11 protein-coding genes are annotated in these 23,182 nt (G+C 72.8%); 4 read left to right on the plus strand and 7 right to left on the minus strand.

Features of this window, described 5'->3' with window-relative positions; translation table 11 throughout:
- Nucleotides 1-128 precede the first annotated feature (128 nt).
- The gene (locus tag ACH5AO_RS25645; protein ID WP_398928458.1) at nucleotides 129-1,346 is read left to right on the plus strand and encodes a thiolase family protein; all 1,218 of its coding nucleotides are present in this window, start codon (nucleotides 129-131) and stop codon (nucleotides 1,344-1,346) included.
- Nucleotides 1,343-3,475 carry a 3-hydroxyacyl-CoA dehydrogenase NAD-binding domain-containing protein gene (locus ACH5AO_RS25650; protein ID WP_398928459.1) on the plus strand — a complete coding sequence of 711 codons (2,133 nt, stop codon included), beginning with the start codon at nucleotides 1,343-1,345 and terminating at the stop codon, nucleotides 3,473-3,475. Before ACH5AO_RS25645 ends, ACH5AO_RS25650 begins: the two co-directional genes overlap by 4 nt.
- A gap of 237 nt (nucleotides 3,476-3,712) precedes the next feature.
- On the opposite strand, the gene ACH5AO_RS25655 is transcribed toward ACH5AO_RS25650, so the two are convergent.
- Genes ACH5AO_RS25655 through ACH5AO_RS25670 form a run of 4 tightly spaced genes read right to left on the minus strand, consistent with a single transcriptional unit; the run spans nucleotide 3,713 to nucleotide 11,290 of the window.
- Nucleotides 3,713-5,698 (minus strand): glycosyltransferase, encoded by a 1,986-nt coding sequence (locus ACH5AO_RS25655; RefSeq protein ID WP_398928460.1) that lies wholly within the window; start codon nucleotides 5,696-5,698, stop codon nucleotides 3,713-3,715.
- Nucleotides 5,699-5,739: 41 nt separating this feature from the next.
- Nucleotides 5,740-7,746, minus strand: coding sequence for a glycosyltransferase (locus tag ACH5AO_RS25660; RefSeq protein WP_398928462.1), 2,007 nt, complete (start codon nucleotides 7,744-7,746; stop codon nucleotides 5,740-5,742).
- Nucleotides 7,747-7,749: 3 nt separating this feature from the next.
- Nucleotides 7,750-9,420 (minus strand): stealth family protein, encoded by a 1,671-nt coding sequence (locus ACH5AO_RS25665; protein ID WP_398928465.1) that lies wholly within the window; start codon nucleotides 9,418-9,420, stop codon nucleotides 7,750-7,752.
- A 52-nt stretch (nucleotides 9,421-9,472) separates the two neighbouring features.
- On the minus strand, nucleotides 9,473-11,290 hold the full coding sequence (locus ACH5AO_RS25670; RefSeq protein WP_398928568.1) for a stealth family protein: 1,818 nt from the start codon (nucleotides 11,288-11,290) through the stop codon (nucleotides 9,473-9,475).
- Between the two features lie 348 nt (nucleotides 11,291-11,638).
- Here ACH5AO_RS25670 and ACH5AO_RS25675 point away from each other — a divergent pair, with 348 nt between their 5' ends.
- Nucleotides 11,639-12,739 carry an LCP family protein gene (locus ACH5AO_RS25675; protein WP_398928467.1) on the plus strand — a complete coding sequence of 367 codons (1,101 nt, stop codon included), beginning with the start codon at nucleotides 11,639-11,641 and terminating at the stop codon, nucleotides 12,737-12,739.
- Between the two features lie 24 nt (nucleotides 12,740-12,763).
- On the opposite strand, the gene ACH5AO_RS25680 is transcribed toward ACH5AO_RS25675, so the two are convergent.
- Both ACH5AO_RS25680 and ACH5AO_RS25685 read right to left on the minus strand, forming a co-directional pair.
- Nucleotides 12,764-13,885 carry a hypothetical protein gene (locus tag ACH5AO_RS25680; RefSeq protein WP_398928469.1) on the minus strand — a complete coding sequence of 374 codons (1,122 nt, stop codon included), beginning with the start codon at nucleotides 13,883-13,885 and terminating at the stop codon, nucleotides 12,764-12,766.
- A 181-nt stretch (nucleotides 13,886-14,066) separates the two neighbouring features.
- A complete protein-coding gene (locus ACH5AO_RS25685) occupies nucleotides 14,067-15,083 on the minus strand; it encodes a hypothetical protein (protein WP_398928472.1) in 1,017 nt (338 codons plus the stop codon).
- Between the two features lie 132 nt (nucleotides 15,084-15,215).
- Here ACH5AO_RS25685 and ACH5AO_RS25690 point away from each other — a divergent pair, with 132 nt between their 5' ends.
- A complete protein-coding gene (locus tag ACH5AO_RS25690) occupies nucleotides 15,216-15,587 on the plus strand; it encodes an NTP pyrophosphohydrolase (RefSeq protein ID WP_398928474.1) in 372 nt (123 codons plus the stop codon).
- Nucleotides 15,588-15,609: 22 nt separating this feature from the next.
- Here the strand turns inward: ACH5AO_RS25690 and ACH5AO_RS25695 are convergent, their stop codons facing one another.
- Entirely contained in the window at nucleotides 15,610-23,052 is a 7,443-nt protein-coding gene (locus ACH5AO_RS25695; protein ID WP_398928475.1) for an SDR family NAD(P)-dependent oxidoreductase, read from the minus strand.
- Between the last annotated feature and the right edge of the window lie 130 nt (nucleotides 23,053-23,182).

A 23,182-nucleotide genomic window follows, 5' to 3' on the forward strand; every position in this document is an offset into this window, starting at 1 on the left:
GGCGGCGGGGGCGAGGCAAACGTGTGATGTTCACCGCTCCGGCCGACGGGACTGTGCAGTCACGTTACCCACAAGTAGCATGGCCCGTAAGCAAGCGCTCAGCATCCCGCACCTGGAGGAGAGCCATCGTGCCTCGTACCGTCAGGGACGTCGTCTTCGTCGACGGCGTCCGTACCCCGTTCGGCAAGGCGGGCCCGAAGGGCATCTACCACGAGACCCGCGCCGACGACCTCGTCGTGAAGGCGATCCGGGAGCTGCTGCGCCGCAACCCCGGTCTCGACCCGAAGAAGATCGACGAGGTCGCCATCGCCGCGACCACGCAGATCGGCGACCAGGGCCTGACCATCGGCCGCACGGCCGGCATCCTCGCGGGCCTGCCCACCTCGGTCCCGGGCTACTCCATCGACCGCATGTGCGCCGGCGCCCTGACCGCCGTCACCACGGTGGCCGGCTCCGTCGCCTTCGGCGCGTACGACGTCGCCATCGCGGGCGGCGTCGAGCACATGGGCCGCCACCCGATGGGCGAGGGCGTGGACCCCAACCCGCGCTTCGTGAGCGAGAAGCTGGTCGACGAGTCCGCCCTGTTCATGGGCATGACCGCGGAGAACCTGCACGACCGGTACCCGCAGATCACCAAGCTGCGCGCCGACGAGTACGCGGTCCGCTCCCAGGAGAAGGCCGCCAAGGCGTACGCCAACGGCAAGATCCAGGCCGACCTGGTCCCGGTCTCCGTACGCCGTACCAACGAGGAGGCCGGCGAGACGGGCTGGGGCCTGGTCACCGCCGACGAGCCGATGCGTCCGGGCACCACCCTGGAGAACCTCTCCAACCTGAAGACCCCGTTCCGCGTCCACGGCCGGGTCACCGCCGGCAACGCGGCCGGTCTGAACGACGGCGCGACCGCCTCCCTCATCGCGAGCGAGGACTTCGCCCGCGAGAACGGCCTCCCGGTCAAGATGCGCCTGGTCTCCTACTCCTTCGCGGGTGTGGAGCCCGAGGTCATGGGCTACGGCCCGATCCCGGCCACGGAGAAGGCCCTGGCCCAGGCCGGCCTGTCCATCTCCGACATCGGCCTGTTCGAGATCAACGAGGCCTTCGCCGTCCAGGTCCTCGCCTTCCTGGACCACTACGGCATCGCCGACGACGACGAGCGCGTCAACCAGTACGGCGGCGCCATCGCCTTCGGCCACCCGCTGGCCTCCTCCGGCGTCCGCCTGATGACGCAGCTGGCCCGTCAGTTCGAGGAGCAGCCGCACGTCCGCTACGGCCTGACCACCATGTGCGTCGGCTTCGGCATGGGCGCGACGGTCATCTGGGAGAACCCGCACTTCGAGGGGGACAAGTGAGCACCACCACCGCAGAGCTGCTGAAGGGTGCGGCCGAGCTGTTCCCCGGCGAGGTCGTCACCAGCGCGCACGTACGCCACTTCGACCTGCCGCTCGGCGCGGGCCGTTTCGCGCTGATCACCCTGGACAACGGTCACGACCACACCAAGCCGACCACCCTCGGTCCGCAGTCGCTGGCGAACATCGACGCCGCGATCGACCAGGTCGAGAAGGAGGCCGCGGACGGCGACATCGTCGGCGTCGGCGTCACCGGCAAGCCGTTCGTCTTCGCGGTCGGCGCCGACCTCAAGGGCGTCGAGCTGCTGAAGCGCCACGAGGACGCGCTGGCCATCGGCAAGGGCGGCCACGACGTCTTCAAGCGGCTGTCGAAGCTGGCCGTGCCGACGTTCGCGTACTACAACGGCGCGGCGATGGGCGGCGGCGTCGAGATCGGCCTGCACTGCTCCTACCGGACGGTGTCGGCGGCCCTGCCCGCCTTCTCCCTCCCCGAGGTCTTCCTCGGCCTGGTCCCCGGCTGGGGCGGCTGCACCCTGCTGCCGAACCTGATCGGCGCCGACAAGGCCGTCTCGGTCATCATCGAGAACAGCCTCAACCAGAACAAGCAGCTCAAGGGCGCGCAGGTCCACGAACTCGGCATCGCGGACGCGATCTTCGAGGGCGCGGACTTCCTGGAGCAGTCGCTGATCTGGACGGCGGCCGTCCTCAAGGGCGAGATCGTGATCGAGCGTCCGGTGATCGACCGCGGTGAGGCCTGGGACCAGGCCGTCGCGCGCGGCCGGTTCATCGCCGACTCCAAGGTGCACGGCGCCGCCCCGGCCGCCTACCGCGCCCTGGACATCATCGCCGCCGCCAAGGACGGCGACCTCCAGAAGGGCTACGACGCCGAGGACCTGGCGCTCGCCGACCTCATCATGGGCGGCGAACTGCGTTCCGGCATCTACGCCTTCAACCTGGTGCAGAAGCGCGGCAAGCGCCCGGCCGGCGCCCCGGACAAGTCGCTGGCCCGCCCGGTCACCAAGGTGGGCGTGGTCGGCGCCGGTCTGATGGCCTCCCAGCTCGCGCTGCTCTTCCTGCGTCGCCTGGAGGTGCCGGTCGTGCTGACCGACATCGACCAGGAGCGCGTCGACAAGGGCGTGGGCTACGTCCACGCCGAGATCGACAAGCTGCTCGGCAAGGGCCGGATCAACCAGGACAAGGCCAACAGGCTGAAGGCCCTGGTCTCCGGTGTCCTGGACAAGGCCGAGGGCTTCGCGGACGCGGACTTCGTCATCGAGGCCGTGTTCGAGGAGATGGGCGTCAAGCAGAAGGTGTTCGCGGAGGTCGAGGCGGTCGCCCCGGCGCACGCGATCCTCGCCACCAACACCTCGTCCCTCTCCGTGACGGAGATGGCGTCGAAGCTGAAGCACCCCGAGCGGGTCGTCGGCTTCCACTTCTTCAACCCGGTCGCGGTCCTGCCGCTGCTGGAGATCGTCCGCGGCGAGAAGACCGACGAGGCCTCGCTGGCCACGGCGTTCGGCGTCGCCAAGAAGCTGAAGAAGACCGCGGTGCTGGTCAAGGACGCCCCGGCGTTCGTGGTCAACCGCATCCTGACCCGCTTCATGGGCGAGATCCAGAACGTCATCGACGAGGGCACGCCGGTCGAGGTCGCGGAGAAGGCGGTGGAGCCGCTCGGCCTGCCGATGTCCCCGCTGGTCCTCCTCGAACTGGTCGGCCCGGCGATCGGCCTGCACGTCTCCGAGACCCTGAACCGGGCCTTCCCGGACCGCTTCACGGTCTCCCCGAACCTCGCGGCCGTCGTCAAGGCCGGCAAGCGCGGCTTCTACGTCTACGACAGCGGCAAGCCCGAGCTGGACCCGGAGGTCGCCGCGCTGCTGAAGCAGGGCGATACCGTCCTCACCGAGGAGCAGGTCCGCGCCCGCGTCCTGGACGCGGTGGCCCAGGAGATCGGCCTGATGCTCGACGAGGGCGTCGTCGCCGAGGCCCAGGACATCGACCTCTGCCTGATCACCGGCGCCGGCTGGCCCTTCCACCTGGGCGGCATCACGCCGTACCTGGACCGCGAGGGCGTCTCCGAGCGGGTGAACGGGAAGCGGTTCCTGGAGCCGGGCGTGGCGAGCGTTCCGGTGTAGGACCACCGCTGTGCACGCGGTGAGGGCCGTACGGGAGCGATCCCGTACGGCCCTCACCGCGTGCACAGCGGTCACCATGAGCACGTCGTCGATGCCACTGCGTACGGCCTCCGCCACCACGTACGCGATGGCGGGCCGGTCCACGACCGGGAGCATCTCCTCGGGGGCGCCCCGGTCGCGGGGAGGAACCGGGTGCCGGGATCCGCGGCCGGGATCCGGAGCCGGGGGGAAGAGGTGTCAGGCCTTGTCGGGGCTGGCGGTGAAGGACAGCTCGTTGCCGGGCGTGAAGAAGACCCTTCCGCGCGCCGGGCCCTGCGTCGGATGGTGCCAGCGCTGCGTGGGATAGACGTCGATCCGCTTGCGCTCCAGGATGTCGTCGAAGAAGCGCGCCAGCCGGATGCGCGGCTGGCCGGGTTCACGCTCCAGCCACAGGTCCCAGTCGTCGTGGCCTCCCGACGAGGCGGCGACCACCCCGGCGAACGGCAGACGCGCCTCGAAGGCGCCGTCGTGTCCCACGGACACCGGGCCCGACACCGTGGACGCGGCACTCCCCTTGCGGGGCACGGCCACCAACCGGAGCCCGGAGAGGCCGGTGCCCGGAGGGGCGACCAGGCCGCCGCGCACGAGCCAGCCCTCCTGCCCCACCAGCACGGCACGCACCTCGGCGTGCTCCACGCGGTTCCGCACGAACACCGACAGATGGCCGTCCGCGGTGCGGTAGGGCACGGGCCAGTACGCGGGGCCTTCCGCCGGGATCCGGCGGACCAGCAGACCACCGGTGTGGACGCCCTCCACGGCGAGCGGCCGGCGTCGGCCGTCCGACAGCTCCAGGTCGATGTCATAGCGGCCCTCGGCGAGGGCCGGCGGTTCGGCGGGAACCGCGTACACCGCCCGCAGCGTGCCCGTCGCCTCGTCCACCGACGTCCCGAGAGCGGCCAGCCTGAACAGCGTCTCGCCCCGGCGAGGGGTCACGCACAGCGCGGGCGGCTCGGTGCCGGGCCTCAGCACGACACGCACCTCGATGGCGCCGTCACCGCGTACCAGTACCTCCGCCGGGACGGCGGACGGGACCGCGGCGGTACGCTCCTTCGGCACCGAGGCCGCCACGTCCCGCAGGAACGCGTCGTAACGGGAGGCGATGCGCTCGGCGCTGTAGAGCGGGGCCGTGGCGTAGGCGCCCTGGGACAGGGTCTCCCGCACCGCCGGCTGTTCGATCAGGTAGCTCATCGCCTGGGCCATGGCGTCCGCGTCGTCGATCGGCACCAGGATGCCGTTGCTGCCCGGGACGACGATCTCGCCCGGTCCGAAGGGCGCGTCGGCCGCGAGAACCGGGAGCCCGTGGTGCATGGCCTCCACCAGGGTCAGGCCGAAGGACTCGCGGCGGGCCGCGCTCACCGCGAACGCGGCCTTGTCCCACTCGGCCGTGAGGTCGGGCAGCGCGCCCATGAGGCGGACGGCGTCGCTGAGCCCGTGCGTGTGCACGAGGTCCTGCAGCCGTGCGTGCTCGGGCCCGCGGCCGAAGATGCGCAGCCGCCACTGCGGGTGGTGGGGGACGACCTGGGCGAACGCCTTGATCAGCGTGTCGAAGCCCTTACGCGGCACGAGCTGTCCCGCGGCGGCGATCAGGGGCAGGCCACGCACCGGGGCGTGCCGGGCCGGCGGTGGCACGATGTTGCCGATGGCGGCGAGCGGGGGTGCCTGGTCGCCCAGCTGTCGCTGGTAGTTGTCCGCGTCGGCCTGGGTGAGGCAGACGACGCCGTCCATCTCGCGGTAGAGCTCCAGAGTGCGCTCGCGCAGCTTCCGAGAGGGCACCATCGAGCCCTCGTGGTCGATGACCACGCGCCCGTAGCCGTGCCGTCCATGGGCTGTGAAGTACGCGGCGAACGTCGGCCGGGCGGCGATCACGACATCGGCACCGCAGCTGCCGAGGTGACCGATGATCAGGTCGTCGATCTCCTGGGTGTACTCGTCGGCCCAGCTGTCCTCGCGCGGCATGATCCGGGACGGTTTGCCGCTCTTGCCCTCCGCCGCTCCTTTCCGCCGGTCGGTCAGGTAGCGCAGGGTCACGCCGCCGGACGGCGGGAAGGACGGCCGGTCCGCCGTGCGGAAGACCGAGACGACCTCCACCTCGTGGTGGTCCGCCAGCGCGGAGGCCAGACTGCTGGTCGCCCGCGGTACCCCGCCGAAGTTGTCGATGGTGTGAAGCAGGAAGGAGATCCGCACAAGTGTCCTTTGGGATGCTCTGGGTCCGTGAGGAGCCTCTGTCAGTGATGCTCGGTGACCACGAGCGAGAGTTCGTTGTCCGCGGTGAAGTAGGGGCGCAGTCCGACGACGGCGCGGTCGACGTCCGGGCCGAACAGGCCGGCCGGCTCCTCCCGCACCAGCTCCGGGAAGCGCTGTACGTTGCGCCTCACCACCTGGTCGTCGGCGATGCGCGCCACCCTGACCGGTTCGCTGCCGCCGCTGTCGGTGAGGAGCACGTCCCAGTTCTCGCGCATGAGCAGCCGGGCCCTCATGGCCTCGTCCATGTCCAGCTCCGCGCCGAACCAGCCGCCTTCGAAGCGCACCCGGCCGGCTGCCAGTGTGCGGGCGGGCTCCTGACGCCGGCGCAGGAGCAGCATCAGCTCGCCGCCGAGCCGCCACTCCCCGTGCAGCCAGCCCGTCAGCCACAGGCTCGTGTCGCTGTAGTCGACGGTCACCAGCTCCGCATGGCGCGGACGGGACCAGACGCGCAGACGGAAGTAGCCGCCCTCGGTCGCGTACGGCAGCGCCCAGTGGAAGTGGTCCAGGTCGCTCAGGTGTCCGACGTCGCGTGCCCCGCCGAGCGTGCACCGCCCGTAGCGCAGGCGCCTCTCCTTGTCCTTGCCGTCCACCACGTAGGCATCGGCGCGGCCCTCGCCCAGCACGGCGAGCGCGCGGGCGTCGATCCGGGCCCGGGTCCCGCCGCTCTCGACGGCGAAGTCGACCACTCCCTTGCGGCCCTTGCCCTCCTCCTTGACGCGCACGGTCCGGGCACCGGACACGCCGCGCAGGGTGACCTCCCACGCGCCGTCCGACAGCACCCGGCAGTCGGCGGTGGGGAGGGTGCGGCCTTCGACGGGCGCGCCGCCCGTGCGCCGCCGCCCCCGGCCCCAGCGGCCGCGCACCCCTGCCTTGACCGCCTTGAACAGTTCCTCGTACGCGTCGCCCACCTGTTCCGTGCCCGCGGACTGTGCGATCCGCAGGGCCTGGGCCCCGTGCGTGGAGCGCAGTCGCTCGTCCGCCATGTAGCGCTCCAGGGCGCGGGCCGTGGCGTGGACGTCACCGACCGGCACCAGCAGCCCGCCGTGGCCCTCGGACAGCACCTCGGGGGCTCCGAAGGGCGTCTCCGTGGCGACCACGGGCGTGGCCTGGGCGAGCGCCTCCAGCACCGGGCGGGCGCTGTCCTGGCGCTCCGCGGTCACCAGGGCGATGTCGGCGTCGTAGAAGTCCTCTTCGCCGGCTTCCCGGTCGGACAGCAGCACATGGTCGTGGAGTCCCAGCGCGGTGACCAGTTCGCGGGTCTCGCGGCGCAGCGGCCCGGTGCCGACCACCCTCAGCTGCCAGCCCGGGTGAGCCGCACGGGTCCGGGCGAAGGCGTGCAGCGCCACCTCGACGCGCCGGTGCGAGACCAGCCGCCCCGCGCTGATCACCACACCCGTCGTCGGTTTGTCCGGGCTCTCGGCGAGCGGCATCGGCTCGGCGATGTGGCGCACCTCGACGCCGGCGGCACGCAGCGCCTGGTACTCGGGGGCGGCGGCGTCGCCCCGGGTGAGCGGGACGACCGCGTCCAGTTCGCCGTAGAGCTCCACCCATCGGGCGCGCACCGATTCCGGGAGCCGCTCGACGGGTGCCGGCTGGCGGGCGATGCGCCGCGCGTGGGGTACGCGGCACTGGGCGAGGACCGCGCCGAGCGCGGAGCTCAGGGCGACCACCACGTCGGCGCCGCTCGCGGACAGGTGCTCGCGGAGCCTTCCGTCGTCGGCGCGGTTGTACCGCCGGAACTCGGGGTCGCCGGCGATGACGAGCCGGGACGTCTCGTCGTCGTCCCGGTCGCCCGCCGCGACCGAGGGGGCCAGGGCCAGGACGTCGGCCTCGGCGGGGAACCGCAGCGCCGGGTGGGGTGCGGCGGCGCCCCGCGCGGTGACGACGGTCACCCGGTGCCTGGTGACGAGGGACCGGGCGAGCCGGGCGGCCGCCCGCGCGCCGATGGAATCGGTGGCCAGGGTGTGAACCAGGATGTCGATGTTCATGGCTCAGGCCGCCGTCTTCTCGTACGGGCTCGGCACGGGGTAGAAGGCCTCCAGGAACCGGTGGAGCACCTGGCTCTGGTGCTCGATCTCGGCGGGGTCGCTCGCGGAGTCGTTGAGGCAGAAGGTGTCCCGGTCCCGGCGCAGCAGCAGCAGTTCCAGCTTGTGCTCCAGCTCGGGGTCGTCCAGTGCGAAGTAGCCGTACCGGAGGTCGCCGGGCAGGCTGCGCCCGGAGTAGTAGCCGTAGTAGTGGTGCAGCGAGGACGCTATGGACAGGTCCGAGACGCTCCGCACGGGGCTGGCGGAGGTGCGCCGGTGCTCTTCGGGGAAGTCCCGTTCGATGGCCGCGAGGACGTCCCGGTTGAGCGCGTACGGCACGTGCTTCATCTTCTGGACGAGTGTGCGGCCGAACCGCTCCTGGATGAGCCGGCGGTTGTTCTTCGCGGCGACCGAGGTGGGCACCTCGTCGGGCTCCGGCTCGCCGTAGGGGACCTGTGCCGGGGACGGGAAGAACTTGGCGATGCCGTTCGGGTGGAAGAACGCGGAGGGCGTGAGGGGCCGGCCGATGAACATGTCGTCGTTGAAGTAGACGAAGTGGCGCGACAGTCCGGGGATGTGGTGCAGCCTGGACTCGATCGCGTGGCTGTTGAAGGTCGGCAGGTGGGAGGGATCGTCGAAGATCTCCCGGTGGTCCACCACGCGGGCCCTGCCGTCGCCGGGGGCCCACCAGTGCGGAGTCTGCCGGTCGGTGACGATGTAGATGTTCCGCACCCACGGCATGAACATGCGCACGGAGCGGAGGCTGTACTTCAGCTCGTCGCGGGAGACATAGCGGGCCAGGCTCGCCGCCTCCGCGTGGAAGACCTCACCGCGGCTCTCGGCGCGGCGCCGTTGCCAGGCCGGGTCGTCGCCGTCCACCCAGGTGTACACGACGTCGATGGGGAAGGGGTGCTCGTCGGGGAAGGGGATGTCCAGTTCGGGGCGGGTGCGTGTCGGGCGCAGCTGCGGCACCCCGGACCCGTGGGCCCGGCCCACGAGCCTGGTCATCTGCTCCCCCGGGACGAGGAGCTGCGGGTGGTCGAGGGAGACGTGCTCGCTGGCGCGGTTGCGGCGGGGCGCGACGAGGCGGTCGACCCCCTGGCCGGGCACGCTCTCCTCGGGCTCCCAGAACTCGATGTCGCAGCCCGCGTCGGCGCCGTACGTCAGGCGTCCTTCGTGCGTGGTCCGGAACCAGAAGGCGCGTACGACGGAGAGGCCGTCCGCCCGCTCCCACGTCTTGTCCGACGAGCCGTCCCACGCGCCGTCGCCGGGGGCCATCCCGGACTTGGGGCGGGCGATGTAGCCCCTGCTGCGGGACAGGCCGGCGCGCAGCGCCGCCAGGACCTGGGGGCGCTGACGCGCGTCGACGCCGATCGCGGAGGCGGTGTCGTCGAGGCCCGGCACCGCGAACCAGTCGATGTGCCCGGCTTCCAGGGCGTGGCGGACTTCCAGGTTGTTCAGCTCACGCGCGGCGAGCGGCGTGAGACGGTCGTGCACCAGCGCGACCCGCTTGTGCATGTCCACGACGACCTGCCGCTCCGTACGGCTCCTGCGCGGTCGCGCCGGCGCGGGCTCCGGGCGGGAGCCGGTGCCCGTGGAGGCCTCGCCACCCCTTTCTCGACTGGAGGTGTCAAACACGCGGTTCACTTTCATGACGGGGATGGGTACTGCGACAGAAGAAACGTTTCTCTTACCGTCCGACTTCGGCCTTCCACGACCGGCTCGAACGGTTCACGCCGCGGTACTCGTCCCGTTCCGCCCGCTCGAAGCGGCTGGGGACGGGGAAGTACGCGTCGAGGAAGGACCTGACCATGCGCTCCTGCGCCTCGGGGTCCGGGTGCACCACCGTGTCGTTCAGACAGAAGGTGTCGAAGTTCCGGCGCGCGAGGAGGGTGTCCAGCCGTCGCCGGGCGAGTTCCGAGGCGAGGTCGATGTAGACGTAGCGCAGGTTGCCGGTGGTCGCGCGGCCCGTGTGGAAGCCGTAGTAGTGGTGCAGGGACGAGGTGATGGGGACGTCGTCGGGTGACCTGAAGCGGGAGTGCTGGGTACGGCGGTGCTCGGCCGCGTACACCAGCTCGATGTCCGCGAGGACGCTGCGCCGCAGCGGGTGCGGGGTGTGCTTCATCTTCTGCGCGACACGGGTGCCGAACGAGCGCCCGATCAATGCCCGGCTGTTCTTTCCGGCGGCGTCCACCGGCAGGTCGTCGGGGCTCGTCGGACCGCTCGGCACGAGCGCCTTGGACTGGAAGAACTTGCTCAGCCCGTTGGCGTGGAAGAAGTGGCCCGCGGTGAGCGGACGGCCGAAGAACACGTCGTCGTTGAGGTAAAGGAAGTGCTCCGACAGGCCTTCGATGTGGTGCAACTGGCTTTCGATGGCATGCGAGTTGAAGGTCGGCAGGGCGGAGGGGTCGGAGAAGATCTCCCGGTGGTCGACCACCTTCAGGCCCGGGACCTCGGTGTCGAGCCAGGCGGGGACCTGCCCGGCGGTGACCAGGTGGATGGTGCGCACCCAGGGCGCGTACTGGTGCAGGGAGCGCAGGGAGTAGCGCAGCTCGTCACGGCTGGTGAAGCGGGAGTCGTTGGCGGCCTGGGAGTGCAGCCGCGGCGCGGGGACGCCCAGCCGTCCCGACCGGGCGGCGTCCCGTTCGGCCGCCCAGACGGGGTCGGAGTCGTCGACCCAGGTGTAGACGACGTCGATGGGGAAGAGGTGGTCCTCGGGGAGCGGCTCGGTGAACTCGGGCAGCGTGCGGGTGAGCCCTGTGGCGTAGGCGCGGGGTATGAGGCTGAACAGGGCCTGCGGTGCCTCGACCCGCTCCCCGACGTCGACGAAGTCGGAGACGACGCTGTTGGGGCGGGGGGCGGTGAGACGCCCGTCGACTTCCTTCCAGAACTCGAGGTCACAGCCGAAGTCGGCTCCGAAGACCAGTTCCTGGGTGCGGTCGGTGACGTACCAGGCGACGCGGAGCACGTCGTGCCGGCGCAACCGGTTCCAGCTGCGCTGCTCGTCGCCGGTCTGCATGGCCCCGTCGCCGCCGCCGACGGGCCCCGCGTATCCGGGCGCCGCCTCGAACACAGCCCGCAGCACCGCCTCCGCCTCATGGCGCAGAGCGGCCGGCACGGCAACGGCGGGCAGGTCGCGTCCGGCGCTGCGGATGCTGAAGTGGTCGATGCCCCCGGCTTCCAACGCGGTGACCAGGAGGTGGAGGTTGCGGGCACGAGCCGCCCAGGCGGTGGCGCCGTCCACGAGCTGGGCGCGCATGTGCCGGTTGCCGACCCTGACGACCCGGACACCGTGGTCGTCACCGTGGCGCGGCGGGTTGCGGCGACCGCCCATGGCCCAGACGACCGCGGCGGAGCGGACGGTGTCGACCGTGGACAGCGACTGCTTCACGGCGGAGCGCAGCGGGGTGGGGACCTTGCGGGCGATGCCTCGCCGGGCAGCCGTCGGCACGATCGCCCGGTACGCGGACACGAGGGATCCAGACTCCGGATTGCCGGAACCGACCACGAGGCACTCACCATCCATGCCGCCACCGGTCCCGCGCCGGCATCGGAGAGGCCGCGCTGCCTCCCGATCGCCGAGCGAAGACAGACCGTGCGCTGCCTATTCATCCGATCTGTTCGACTCGCGACTCAGCCCGCACATACATCGAACATGCACACGGGGTGAGCGAGTCACAGAACCTTCACATAAAAGCCCTCTAAAAGTCCAGGCGTCAAATATCGCGTAACGTGACGGTGTACGTGAACAATCCCACACCACCCCTCATACAACCTTTTACGGCCTCCGGATGCCGACCGCGATGCCACGGGGAGGGTGCCCGACGCCTGGTCGGCCTGCATATAGTGCTCCGTCATGAGTGACCCCGCCCCCGACTCCAGCACCCACGCCGGCCGCCGAAGAGCCTCCCGCAGCGGCCGCAGGCAGCGCACCCGTCGTTCACGGATCGTTCGCATCGTTCTCGGCACCTTCGTGGTGCTGCTGCTCGCCGCGGGCGGCACGGCCTACTGGCTGTACAGCAGCCTGAACGGAAACATCCAAGGAGTCGACCTCGACGAGGCCATCGGCGGCGACCGGCCGCGGAAGCTCCCCACGTCCGGGCAGAACATACTGATCCTGGGCTCGGACTCACGCGCCGGGGCCAACGCCGAACTGAAGACCGGCAACGTCGCCGGTGCCCGCTCCGACACCGCCCTGGTGATGCACATACCCGAGGGCCGCACCCGGGCCGTCGCCATCAGCATCCCGCGCGACACCCTGGTCACCCGGCCCGCGTGCGGCACGTCCGACGGCGGCGAGGTCGCCTCGGCGGAACGTGTGATGTTCAACTCCATCTACTCGCAGGTCGGCCCTGCCTGCGTGGTCAAGACGGTGGAGCAGATGTCCGGGATCCGCATGGACCACTACATGGAGATCGACTTCGCCGGCTTCAAGGGACTGGTGGACGCGATCGGCGGAGTGACCGTCACCGTGGACCAGGACATCAAGGACTCCTCCAGCGGCCTCGACCTGACCGCCGGCACCCACCGGCTCGACGGCACCCAGTCCCTGCAGTTCGTCCGCACCCGGCACGGCATCGGTGACGGCAGCGACCTCGGGCGCATCGGCCTCCAGCAGCAGTTCATGATCGACCTGCTGTCCGAGATCAAGAAGCAGGACCTGCTGGGCAGCCCCACGAAGACCTACAGGATCGCCGACGAGCTCACCTCCGCCCTCACCACCGACTCCGAGCTCGCCTCGATCACCGAACTCGCGGACTTCGGCCGCAGCCTCAACGGTGTCGACCCGGCCACCATGGAGACGATCATGCTTCCGGTGGCGTACGACACGATCGATCCGAACCGGGTGGTGGCCGCCGAACCGCAGGCGTCGACCCTGTGGAAGGCGATCCGCAGCGACTCGGAGATTCCCGAGTCGGCCAAGAAGTCCCCTGCCACGGGCGGCACGGGGAGCTGAACCGGGCAGTGGCCCGCCGCGGCGTCAGACGGGCACGGACGGCGTCATCGACAGGCCGGGCTCGCCGCTCTGCCGGGCGACGCGCGGCGAACCGTCCCGGCCGAGCACCGCGAGCACGACGCGACCGAGCGCGTCGACGGCCAGTGCCGGGGCGGTCCCGCTGTGCTCGCCGGTCTGCGACCACCACACACCCGCCTGCTCGTTCTCCGTACCGCAAGCGGCCAGCACGACCTGCCCGGCGGCATCGCGGTGAGCCAGCACGGTGCAGTCGTAACCGTCGAGCACCGCACGCACCACCGCGACGGGCTCGGCGGCCGGCGCACCGCCGAGCGGGACCGGCCAGCCCCCGAGGCGATGTGCGATGATGCCGCCCGCTTGCGCATCGGTCCAGTAGTACGTCGCGCGGTCCGGCGCGGTCTCGATCGCCGAGGCGGTTCCGGGCACCATCCGCACAGGCATTTTCACGTCCCGCCGAAGCTCGCCGTCGGGTTCGTGCTGACGCCACCACATGACGTCGCGCTCACCGCCGGCCAGCAGTTCGATGCGTCCGGTGGTGTGGGCGAGGGCGGCGAGCCCGTCATGCACCCCGCTGCCCCTGAGGTCGTACCACTGCTCCCACTTTCCACCGGGCGTCTCCCGGCGCAGCATCACCCCGCCGCCCGCGTTGCGCACGAAGACGTGCACCCGGCCGGAGCCGCTGACAGCGGCCGCGGGCGCCCCCACCTGGGCCGCCTTCTCCGGGTCCGTGTGCGGGTTGCCCAGCGATCGCCATTCGGTGACCGGGCGTCCGGTCTGGTACTGGATGGCGTGGACGATGTCAGTGGCGGGCGGGCCGTCCGGCCGGCCGACCACTCGCCGGCCGAGGAAATGCACATAGGCGTCGGCGCCCTGAGCCACCGAAAGGTGAGTCAGGTGCGGTACGGGGAAGAAGTCCGGACCCGCCCACGCGGGCCCGCCCGGCCTCGTCTCGGTCCAGCGCAGCAGACCGTCGTCGGTACGCACGTACGCGGTCAGCCGGCCGTCCTTGCCGAGGACGAGCCAACGGCCGTTCACGGTGCGCCGCGTCCCGTGCCGTTCGGCCGACGGCTGTTCCGTCCCGGAGGGTCCCCTGCCCCGGGATGCGCCGCGCCCGGATCTGGTGCGCATGACGAGACCTGCCCTTTCCGTACTCTCGGCGCGGCCGGTCCGCCTCTCCCGAACCTGTGTACGGGAGACCGAGCGGGTTTATCATAAGATGACCATGTAGTGAACGAAGCATGGAGAGTGTGCGGTAACCGACCGGGCGCGTAGTGCCCCGCTCGCGCGTGTCCGCGCACTCGCCGCCGTCTCAGACCGCCTCCCACGCTCCCAGCGCCAGCCCCGCCTCGTCCTTGCGCCGGCTCAGCAGCAGCCGACCGCTCGACGGGGACAGGGTCGCCGCCACCAGGCGGCCGTCGGCCCCCAGGGTCAGGGAGACGGTCGCGTCGGGCGGCAGGGCGGGGCCCGACTCGGTCCAGGCCGCGCCCAGTTCCTCCCGTTCCGAGGGGTACGCGGCGAACGCCACGCGGCCGCTCGCGGAGCGCTGGGCGAGCACCGTGCAGTCGTGGCCCTCGACATCGCAGCGCACGGCGGAGACCGGACCGGGGCCGGCCGCGGGGAGCAGGGGCACCGGATCGGCACCGGGACGCCAGGCGCACAACTCCCCGCGTCCGTCGGTGAAGTAGAGGGTGGTGCGTTCCGCGGAAGTGGCCAGCGCGTAGAGGGTGCCCGGGCGTGCGAAGGCGCCGGTGTCCCCCGTCCGTACGGGCTGCTTGCCGGGCTCCTCCTGGCGCCAGTGCGCGATCCCGCCCGGGACGGCCGCGTACAGCTCGACCAGGCCCGACTCCCCGGTCACGGCCGCGAGCCGGTCCTGGACGCCCTCTCCCCCGAGGTCCTGCCACGGGTTCCAGCCGCCCTTCTCCTTCTGCGCGAGCAGGCTCACCCCGCCGCCCTTGTCGCGGACGAAGACGTGCGCGCGGCCCCGGTCGTCGACGGCGACGGCCGGGGTGCCGGTGCGGTCGCCCTTCTTGCCGGGGTGGCCGACGGGGGTCCAGTCCAGCGGGGCGAGGCGGGGGCGGAAGTGGGTGGAGTGCACCAGGACCGACCCGTCGGACCCGGTGGGCCGCCAGGCGACCAGGTGGGCGTAGCCGTCGGCGCCCTGCCCGACGGCCGGGCCCGGGTGGAGTCTCTGGTCGCCGCCGACCCTGCGGGGTGTCTCCCAGGGACCGCCTGGGACGAGTTCCGCGCGGCACAGGACGGCGTCGTCCGACGGCAGGTAGACGGTGAGGCGGCCGTCGCGGCCGCGGAGGAGCCAGTCGCCGTTCACCGGTTCACCTTACGCAAACCAGTTCATGGGGAGGAGCGGGCCCGCGCCTTGGCACATGTCCGCCTCGTCGTCGTCGGCCGCCGGATGCCGCGTGCGGCGGGGCGGGTGGGGCTCGCGTGGGACCCTGACGTCATGGATGACACCGCTGCCCTGCTCGTGATCGTCGACGCCGCGAACGTCGTCGGGTCGGTGCCCGACGGGTGGTGGCGGGACCGGCGGGGAGCCGCGGAGCGGTTGCGCGACCGGCTGGCCGCGGACGGGGTGCCCGGCCGTCCGGGGCCGGTGGAGATCGTGCTGGTGGTCGAGGGTGCGGCGCGCGGGGTGGAGTCGGTGCCGGGGGTGCGTGTGGAGTCCGCTCCGGGCAGCGGTGACGATCACATGGTCGCCCTGGTGGACGGGGCGGGGGACCGCCCCGTCCTGGTCGTCACGGCCGACCGCGAGCTGCGCCGCAGGGTGACCGCCGTGGGCGCGGAGGTCGCCGGTCCGCGGTCGGTGCCCCGCTGAGACCGGCGACGTCCGGCGCCCGCTACGTGTCGGCGTTCAGGTCCAGGCGCTGGTGGATCAGTCGGGCGAAGTGGGCCAGGGTGCGTCCGGTGGCCAGGTCGGCCGGGCCGAGGCGGATGCCGAACAGGTCCCTCGTCTGGAGCAGGAACTGCATGCCCAGCAGCGAGTCCAGTCCGAAGTCGGTGACGTTGCGCGTGGGGTCCAGGTCGGCCGGGTCGGTCTGCAGGACGTCCGCGAGGAGCTGGGTGATCGTCTCGGTGATCCTGCCGATCGCCTCGTCCGCCGGGAGGTCCGCCAGTGTGCTCAGGAGTTCGTCGCGGGCGTCCGGGGAGGCCGTGGCGGAGGACGGGGCCAGCGGGGCGAACCGGGGGGTGGCCAGGGCGGGCAGCAGGTGGCGTGCGGCTCCCCAGCGGTAGCGGCCCGCCCCGGCGACGTCGGTGCCGGCGGCCAGGAGGCGGTCGGTGGTGGCGAGGACCTCGGCGGGGGTGAGCAGTTCGAGGCCGCGTCCGGTCATGGCGGGGCCCATGCCGCTGCGGGCGACGTAGCCGGTCCCGCCGATCGGCCCCCAGGCCAGTGCCGTACCCGGCCGGCCTGCGTCGCGCCGGGCCCGTACGAGGGCTTCCAGGTAGGCGTTGGCCGCCGCGTAGGCGGCCTGGCCCGGGTTGCCGATGGCGGCGGAGACGGAGGAGCAGGTGAGGAACAGGTCCAGGTCGCGGTCGGCGGTGAGGCGGTCCAGGAGGGCCGCGCCGCCCGCCTTGGGCGCCAGGACGGCGGCGAACCGGTCGTCGGTGAGGTCGGCCAGCACCGCGTCGTCCATGTGCATCGCCGCGTGGACGACGCCGCGCAGGGGGTGTCCGGTGGCGTCGACGGCGTCGAGGACCCGGCGCAGCGCGGTTTCGTCGGTGACGTCGGCGGCGTGGGCGGTGGCGTGCACGCCGCGGTCGGTGAGTTCCCTCAGCAGGGCGGGCGCGTCGGGGGCGTCGGGGCCGCTGCGGGAGAGCAGGGCCAGGTGGCGGGCTCCGCGGTCGGCCAGCAGGCGGGCGGTGGCGGCGCCGAGCCCGCTCAGTCCGCCGGTGATCAGGTAGGTGCCCTCGCCGTCGAGGCGGAGGGTGCCGGGGGCGGGTTCCACGGGGACGGGTTCGTCGAGGGGGTCGAAGGTGACGACGACCTTGCCGGTGTGCCGGGAGTGCTGCAGGAGGTGGAAGGCCTCCTCGACCCGTGCGGCGGGGTGGACCGTGTGGGGCAGGGGGCGGTAGGTGCCGGAGGCGGCCTCCGCCTCGAAGTCCGTGAGGAGCAGGGCGCCGAGTTCCGGGTCGTCGATGACGGCGTCGAGGTTGAAGCCGATGAAGGTGAGGCTGCGGTCGAAGGGGCGCAGTGTGATCGGGTTGTTGAGGAAGATGTCCTTCTTGCCCAGCTCGATGAAGCGGCCGTTGGGCCGCAGGAGGCCGAGGCCGTGGGCGATGGCCTCGCCGCTGAGGGAGTTCACCACGACGTCCACGCCCCGGCCGCCGGTCAGTTCCCGTACGCGGGGGACGAAGTCCAGGCTGCGTGAGTCGAGTACGTGCTCGGCGCCGAGCGTGCGCAGCAGGTCCCGTTTGGTCTCCGTGCCGGCGGTGGCGATGACGCGGGCGCCCTGACGGCGGGCGCACTGCAGGACGGCCAGGCCCACCGCCCCGGCTCCGCCGTGGACGAGCACGGTCTCCCCGGGGCCGAGGCGGGCCTGGTTGACGAGGGTCTGGTGGACGGTCAGGAAGGCGACGGGGAAGGTCGCCGCCTCCGTGAAGCCCAGCCCGTCGGGGATGCGGATGACGGCGGAGGCGGGGGTCGTCGCGTGGGAGGCGAGGGCGGCGGGCACGAGGCCGCAGACCCGGTCGCCGGGCTTCAGGTCCCGTACGCCCTCCCCCACGGCGCGTACGACGCCGGCGCCGTCGGTGCCCAGTCCGCGGCCGATCGGGCTGTTCTCCACCGCCTCGGGCGGCAGCAGGCCGTTGGCCCTCATGGGGTCGCGGTAGTTGAGGGCCACGGCCCGCATCTCCAGGGCCACCTCGCCCGGTCCGGGTGCGGGGAGGTCCGTCCGGCGCCAGATCAGCCGCCGGCGCAGGCCCGGATCGCGGGCTTCCAGGATGTACGGCGTGCCGGCGGGGACGCCGGGGGGTTCGTCCGCCGGGTGCTGGACCTGCCGGGGGACGAACCGGCCCCGGGCGGTCAGGACGATCTCGTCCTCCTGGGTGTCCGGGTCGCCGTCGCCGGGGGCGAGGAGTTCGCCGGCCAGGCGGCGGGCGTCGGTGTGGGGGTCACCGGTGCGGTGGCAGGAGAGGCGCCGCGGGGAGAGGTCGGGGCGCTCGTTGGCGAGGGTGCGGCAGGCCGCCCAGACGGCCGCGTCACCGGGGTGGGAGGGCTGCTCCGGGGCCGGGAAGAGGCCGGTCGGGCGGGTGACGAGCCATACGCGGGGGACGGCGGTGGTGCCGGTGGTGCCCTTCGGGCTGTCACAGGCGGTGGCCAGGGAGCGCAGGAGGGCCGCCCGGCGGGTGGTCCGTGCGACGACGGTGTCGTGCGGGCCCGGTTCGGCGAGCAGCAGGACGACGCGCGGATCGGGGCCCGTGGGCAGGGCGTCGCGCCAGGCGGCGGCCCGGTCGGGCGCGACGACGACGGTGGCCTTCCCGAGGAGGGCGGCCAGTGCCCGCGCGGTCGCCGTCTCGGTGTCGTCCTCGACGGCGATCGTCCAGGCGGCGCCGGGGGCCATCGGCGGTTGCTCGGTGTCCGGGCCGTGGTCGCGGTCATGGCCCGTACCACCGTGGTGGCCCGTACCGCCGTCATGGCCCGGAGTGTCGTCGTGGTCCGCCGCCGCGAGGAGGACGGAGCGGTCCGCGGGCCCGGTCTGGGCCACACCGGAGAAGCCGCACCGCCGCAGCAGCGGGGCCCACTGGTCGCGGGAGAGGATGCGGGACGCCGGGCGCAGGGTGTGGTCGCCGCGCTCCCAGAAGTCGTCCAGCGTGCCGGAGAGCAGGGCCTGGAGCCGGGCGTGGTGCGGTTCGGTGGCCAGCAGGTGTCCGCCGGGGGCCAGCACCGTGTGCAGCCGGCGCAGGGTCGCGGCCAGGTCGGTGGTGGCGTGCAGGGCGTCGCCCGCGAGGACGAGGTCGAAACCGGACCGGGGCAGGCCCTGGGCGATCAGGTCGGCGTCCGGGTCCAGGGTGCGGTGGTCGACGAAGTCGTAGGCGGCGAAGCGGTGTTCGGCGCGGGTGAGGCCGCTGCCGGTGGGGGCGGCGCAGGTGTAGCGGGTCCGGTCGGCCGGCAGTACGGGCAGGGCCGCGGCGGTCAGGGCGGTGGTGGCCGCGCCGACTTCCAGGACGCGCAGCGGACGGTCGGCGGGCCAGCGGGCGACGATGTCGCCGAGCAGTGCCCGCACGGCGTGGTGGGCGAAGCGGTGGGCGGGGCCGGTCTCGTGGAGTTGCTCGTACGCGCTGTCCCCCGCCGGCAGGAGGTCGCGTGCGTCGACGCGTCCCCGCACCACGTCGGGCAGCCGGCGCAGTTGCCGGTTGAGGAGCAGCGTCTCGGCGCCGAACCGGGGGTGGTCCTCGACCAGGCCGCGCAGCAGCGCCTCGGCGCGGGTCCGCGCGCCGGTCAGCTGCCAGGTCTGCCCTGTTGTCCGGACGAGGCCGTGCTCGGCCAGCAGGGGCAGCATCAGCCGTACCGCACGCCGGTGCCGGGGTTGCAGTCCTCCGGCCATCAGGTCGCCCATGGAGAAGGGTGCCGTGGGGTCGGCGAGGAGGCCGTGCAGCGTCTCGGCCCAGCGGTGGGCGCCGGCCTGTTCGGCGTCGGCGGTGAACCGGTGGTGGCCGCTGTCGTCCAGGGCGGCGCGGGCGGCGGTGATACGTGGTCCGGCCGCGCGGAGGATCTCGGCGGGTGCGGGGAGCGGGGAGGGCGGGGCGGGGGTTCCCGGGTGGGGGGCGGCCCGGAGCACGGTGCGCTGGACGGTCAGCGGGGTGTGCCCGGTCAGGTGGCCGCGGCGGGTGCGGCAGCCGTCGATCTCGGCGGTGACCGTGCCGTCGGCGTCGGCGTAGGTGATGTCCCAGCACATCTCGTGGGCGCTACGGCTGCGCCGGCGCAGGTGGACGATGCCGGTGGGCGCGGGGGTGCGCCACACGCGTACGGATCCGAACACGGTCGGCAGGAACGCGGCGGATTCCGTGTCCTCCCCGGCGAGGGCCACGGTGGCCTGCAGCGGTGCGTCGATCAGGACCGGGTGGGCGGTGTAGGCGTCGGCGGTGTGCGTCAGCCGGTAGGTGACGAGTGCCTCTTCGTCGCCGACGTCGACCCGGTTGATGAGCTGGAAGTCCGGCCCGCAGTTCAGGCCGATGCCGTGGCACGTCCGGTAGAAGTCGGGGCCGTCGACGCTCCGGTCGCAGCGGGCCCGGAGCGCGGCGAGGTCGAGCGGGGCCGGTGCCGTGCCGAGCAGGGTACGGACCTGGGCGCGTACGACGGGGTGGCACTCCCCTCGGTGTTCCTCGCGGACGCTGATGGTCACGGCGCCGTCGTCGGGGGTGACCGCGGTCTGCAGGGCGACCGGGGTCGGGTCCGGCCACGGTACGGACAGCGGGCGGCCGATCTCCAGGTGCCGTACCTCGACCGGGCGGTCCAGGGCCCGGCGGCCGGCGCTCAGGGCCATCTCCACGTAGGCGGCGGCCGGCATGAGGACGTCGTCCCCGATCCGGTGGTCGCCCAGCCAGGGCACGAGTTGCGGTTCGACGGTGCCGTGCCACACGGGGTGCGGGGCGGGCATCCGCTCGCCCACCAGCGGATGGTCCAGCAGACCGCTGCCGCTGGTGCCGGCGACCCGGTCCTGCGCGGTGCCGTGCCAGTACCTCTCGTGCTGCCAGGCGTAGGCGGGCAGGTCGACGACCCGGCCCGGCCGGGGGAAATGGTGGCGCCAGTCGGTGGCGGTGTCGGCGGCGAGCACGGCGGCGACGGCCGCCGCGGTCTCGCGGGGTCCGTCGCCGCCGCGGTGCAGGGTGGCGACGCAGGTGGCTCCGGTGCGGCGCAGGTAGGGGCGCAGGACCGGGTGCGGGCCGATCTCGGTCAGGATGCCCGCGTGTCCGGTGGCGAGCAGGGCGGCCGCCTCGGCGAACCGGACGGGTTCGCGGATGTTGCGCCACCAGTACGTGGCGTCGAGTTCCGGTCCGTTCAGCTCGGTGCCGGTGACGGTGGAGACGAACGGGATCCGGGCGGGGTCGGGCCGGAGTCCGTCGAGGGCGTCGAGCAGCGGTTCCCTGATGGGGTCCATGGCCCGGCTGTGGAAGGCGTAGTCCAGGTCGAGTTCGCGGAAGAAGACGCCGCGGCCGGTCAGTTCGGCGCCCCAGGCGGCGAGTGCGTCGGCGTCCCCGGCGACGGTCACGTCGCTCTCGCTGTTGATGCCCGCGATCTCCAACCTGCCCTCGTGGCCGAGGAGTTCCTCACGCGCCCGCGCTTCGGGCAGGCCGACGGCGGCCATGCGGCCCCGGCCGGCCGTGGCACCCTGGGTGCGGCTGCGTGCGGCGATCACCAGGGCCGCCTGTTCGAGGGTGAGGGCCCCGGCGGCGTGGGCGGCGGCGACCTCGCCGACGCTGTGTCCGGCCACGGCCCGCGGGTGCACGCCGTGCGAGGCGAGCAGCCCGGTCAGGCCCACCTGGACGGCGAACAGGGCCGGCTGGGCCACCTCCGTACGCTGCCACTTCCGGGGGGAGGGGTGGGCGAGTTCCTTGGCCACCGACCAGCCGAGGTGGGGTGTCAGGGCCGCGTCGGCCTCCTCGACGGCCCGGCGGAAGGCCGGTTCGCGCTCCAGGAGGTCGGCGGCCATGCCCGGCCACTGGGAGGCGTTGCCGGAGTACACGAACGCGGTCCCGTCCCGTTCGCCCGTGCGGACGACGGCCCCGTGGGCGGGTTCCGCGGCCGTCAGCCGGTCCAGTTCCCGGGCGGCGTCCTCCGGGCCGGTGGCCAGGACGGCGGCGCGGTGCGGGTGCGCGGTGCGCCGTACAGTGCTGGTGTGGGCCAGGTCGTAGAACTCGCCGGGTTCCGCGTCCCGCAGCCGCTCCGCCATGCGGGCGGTCATCCGCTTCAGCGCCTTGGGGGACCGCGCGGAGACGACCAGCGGCAGCGGGCGCCCGTCCGGCACCGGACTCGGCTCGCTCCCGTGGGCGGCGGGTGGCGGGGTGACGACGACGTGGGCGTTGGCGCCGCCGAAGCCGAAGGCGCTCACTCCCACGGCGGACCGCTCCCCCACCTCCAGCGGGACGGGTTCGACGGCGGGGGCCAGTCCCAGGCCGTCGAAGTCGATGCGGGGGTTGAGGGGGAGGGCGTGCAGGGACGCCGGCACCAGCCGGTGGCGCAGCACCAGGATCGCCTTGAGCAGGCCGGCCATGCCGGAGGCGGGTTCCAGGTGGCCGAGGTTCGACTTCACCGAGCCGATCGGCAGCGGGCCGCCGCGCCGGCCCCGGCCCAGGGCCCGGCCGATGGCCTCGGCCTCCGCCGGGTCCCCGATCTGGGTGCCGGTGCCGTGGGCCTCGACGTAGACGACGTCGTCGGCGTCGATGCCGGCCTCCGCGTAGACCGCGTGGAGCAGCGCCTCCTGCGTCTCGGCGCTGGGGACGATCATGCCGGTGCTGCGGCCGTCGGTGTTGTTGCCGGTGGCGGCCAGTACGGCGTGGACGCGGTCGCCGTCCGCCACCGCGTCCGCGAGGCGTTTGAGGACGAGCACCGCGCCGCCCTCCGCGCGGACGAACCCGTCGGCGTCGGCGGAGAACGCCGCGCAGCGCCCGCGCCGGGACAGCATGTTCGCGTAGGAGAACCCGGCGAAGGAGTAGGGGTTCGACAGCACGTTGACGCCGCCGGCCAGGGCGACGCGGCCGGTGCCCTCGCGCAGGGTGCGGCAGGCCCGGTCCAGGGCGACCAGGGCGGAGGAGCAGGCCGTGTCGACGGCCATGCTCGGCCCGCGCAGGTCGAAGGCGTACGACATCCGGTTCGCCGTGATGGACAGGGTGGCGCCGGGCATGGTGTGCGGGCTGGTGTGGTCCTGCATCATCGACAGGTTGACGCCGTAGCCGGGGTCCGAGACGCCCACGTACACACAGGTGTCCGAGCCCGCCAGCGACGCGGCGGGGACGGCGGCGTCGTCCAGTGCCTCGGCGGTCATCTCCAGCAGCAGCCGCTGCTGCGGGTCGATGTGCCGGGCCTCCGCGGGGGACATGCCGAAGTAGGCGGCGTCGAACGAGGCGACGTCGTCGAGGAAGCCGCCGGCGGCGGTGTAGCTGCGGCCGGGGCGCACGGTGCCCGGGTCGACCGTACGGTCGCGGGGCAGCCGGTCGGCGGGCATCTCGCCGACGACGTCCCGCCCGTCGCGCAGCACGGACCACAGGCCGTCCAGGTCGGTGACGCCTCCGGGGAGCCGGCACCCCACGCCCACCACCGCCACGGCCCGTTCGAACTGCTGCATCGCCAAGTCCCCGCCCCTTTACGCCGTTTGCCGACCCTCGTGTCGGATTGAAGCGGACCGAAGGGACAACGGGCGGGAAAATACATCTCATATCACTCGTTGGGGTGGACATCCTCGCGTATGCGTCATG

The organism is Streptomyces sp. NPDC018964 (assembly GCF_044390325.1).
Classification (GTDB): domain Bacteria; phylum Actinomycetota; class Actinomycetes; order Streptomycetales; family Streptomycetaceae; genus Streptomyces.

Coding starts and splice junctions, on each gene's coding strand:
- ACH5AO_RS25695 (WP_398928475.1), bottom strand. CDS start 23,052: ATGCAGCAGTTCGAACGGGCCGTGGCGGTGGTGGGCGTGGGGTGCCGG.
- ACH5AO_RS25690 (WP_398928474.1), top strand. CDS start 15,216: ATGGATGACACCGCTGCCCTGCTCGTGATCGTCGACGCCGCGAACGTC.
- ACH5AO_RS25660 (WP_398928462.1), bottom strand. CDS start 7,746: ATGAACATCGACATCCTGGTTCACACCCTGGCCACCGATTCCATCGGC.
- ACH5AO_RS25675 (WP_398928467.1), top strand. CDS start 11,639: ATGAGTGACCCCGCCCCCGACTCCAGCACCCACGCCGGCCGCCGAAGA.
- ACH5AO_RS25680 (WP_398928469.1), bottom strand. CDS start 13,885: ATGCGCACCAGATCCGGGCGCGGCGCATCCCGGGGCAGGGGACCCTCC.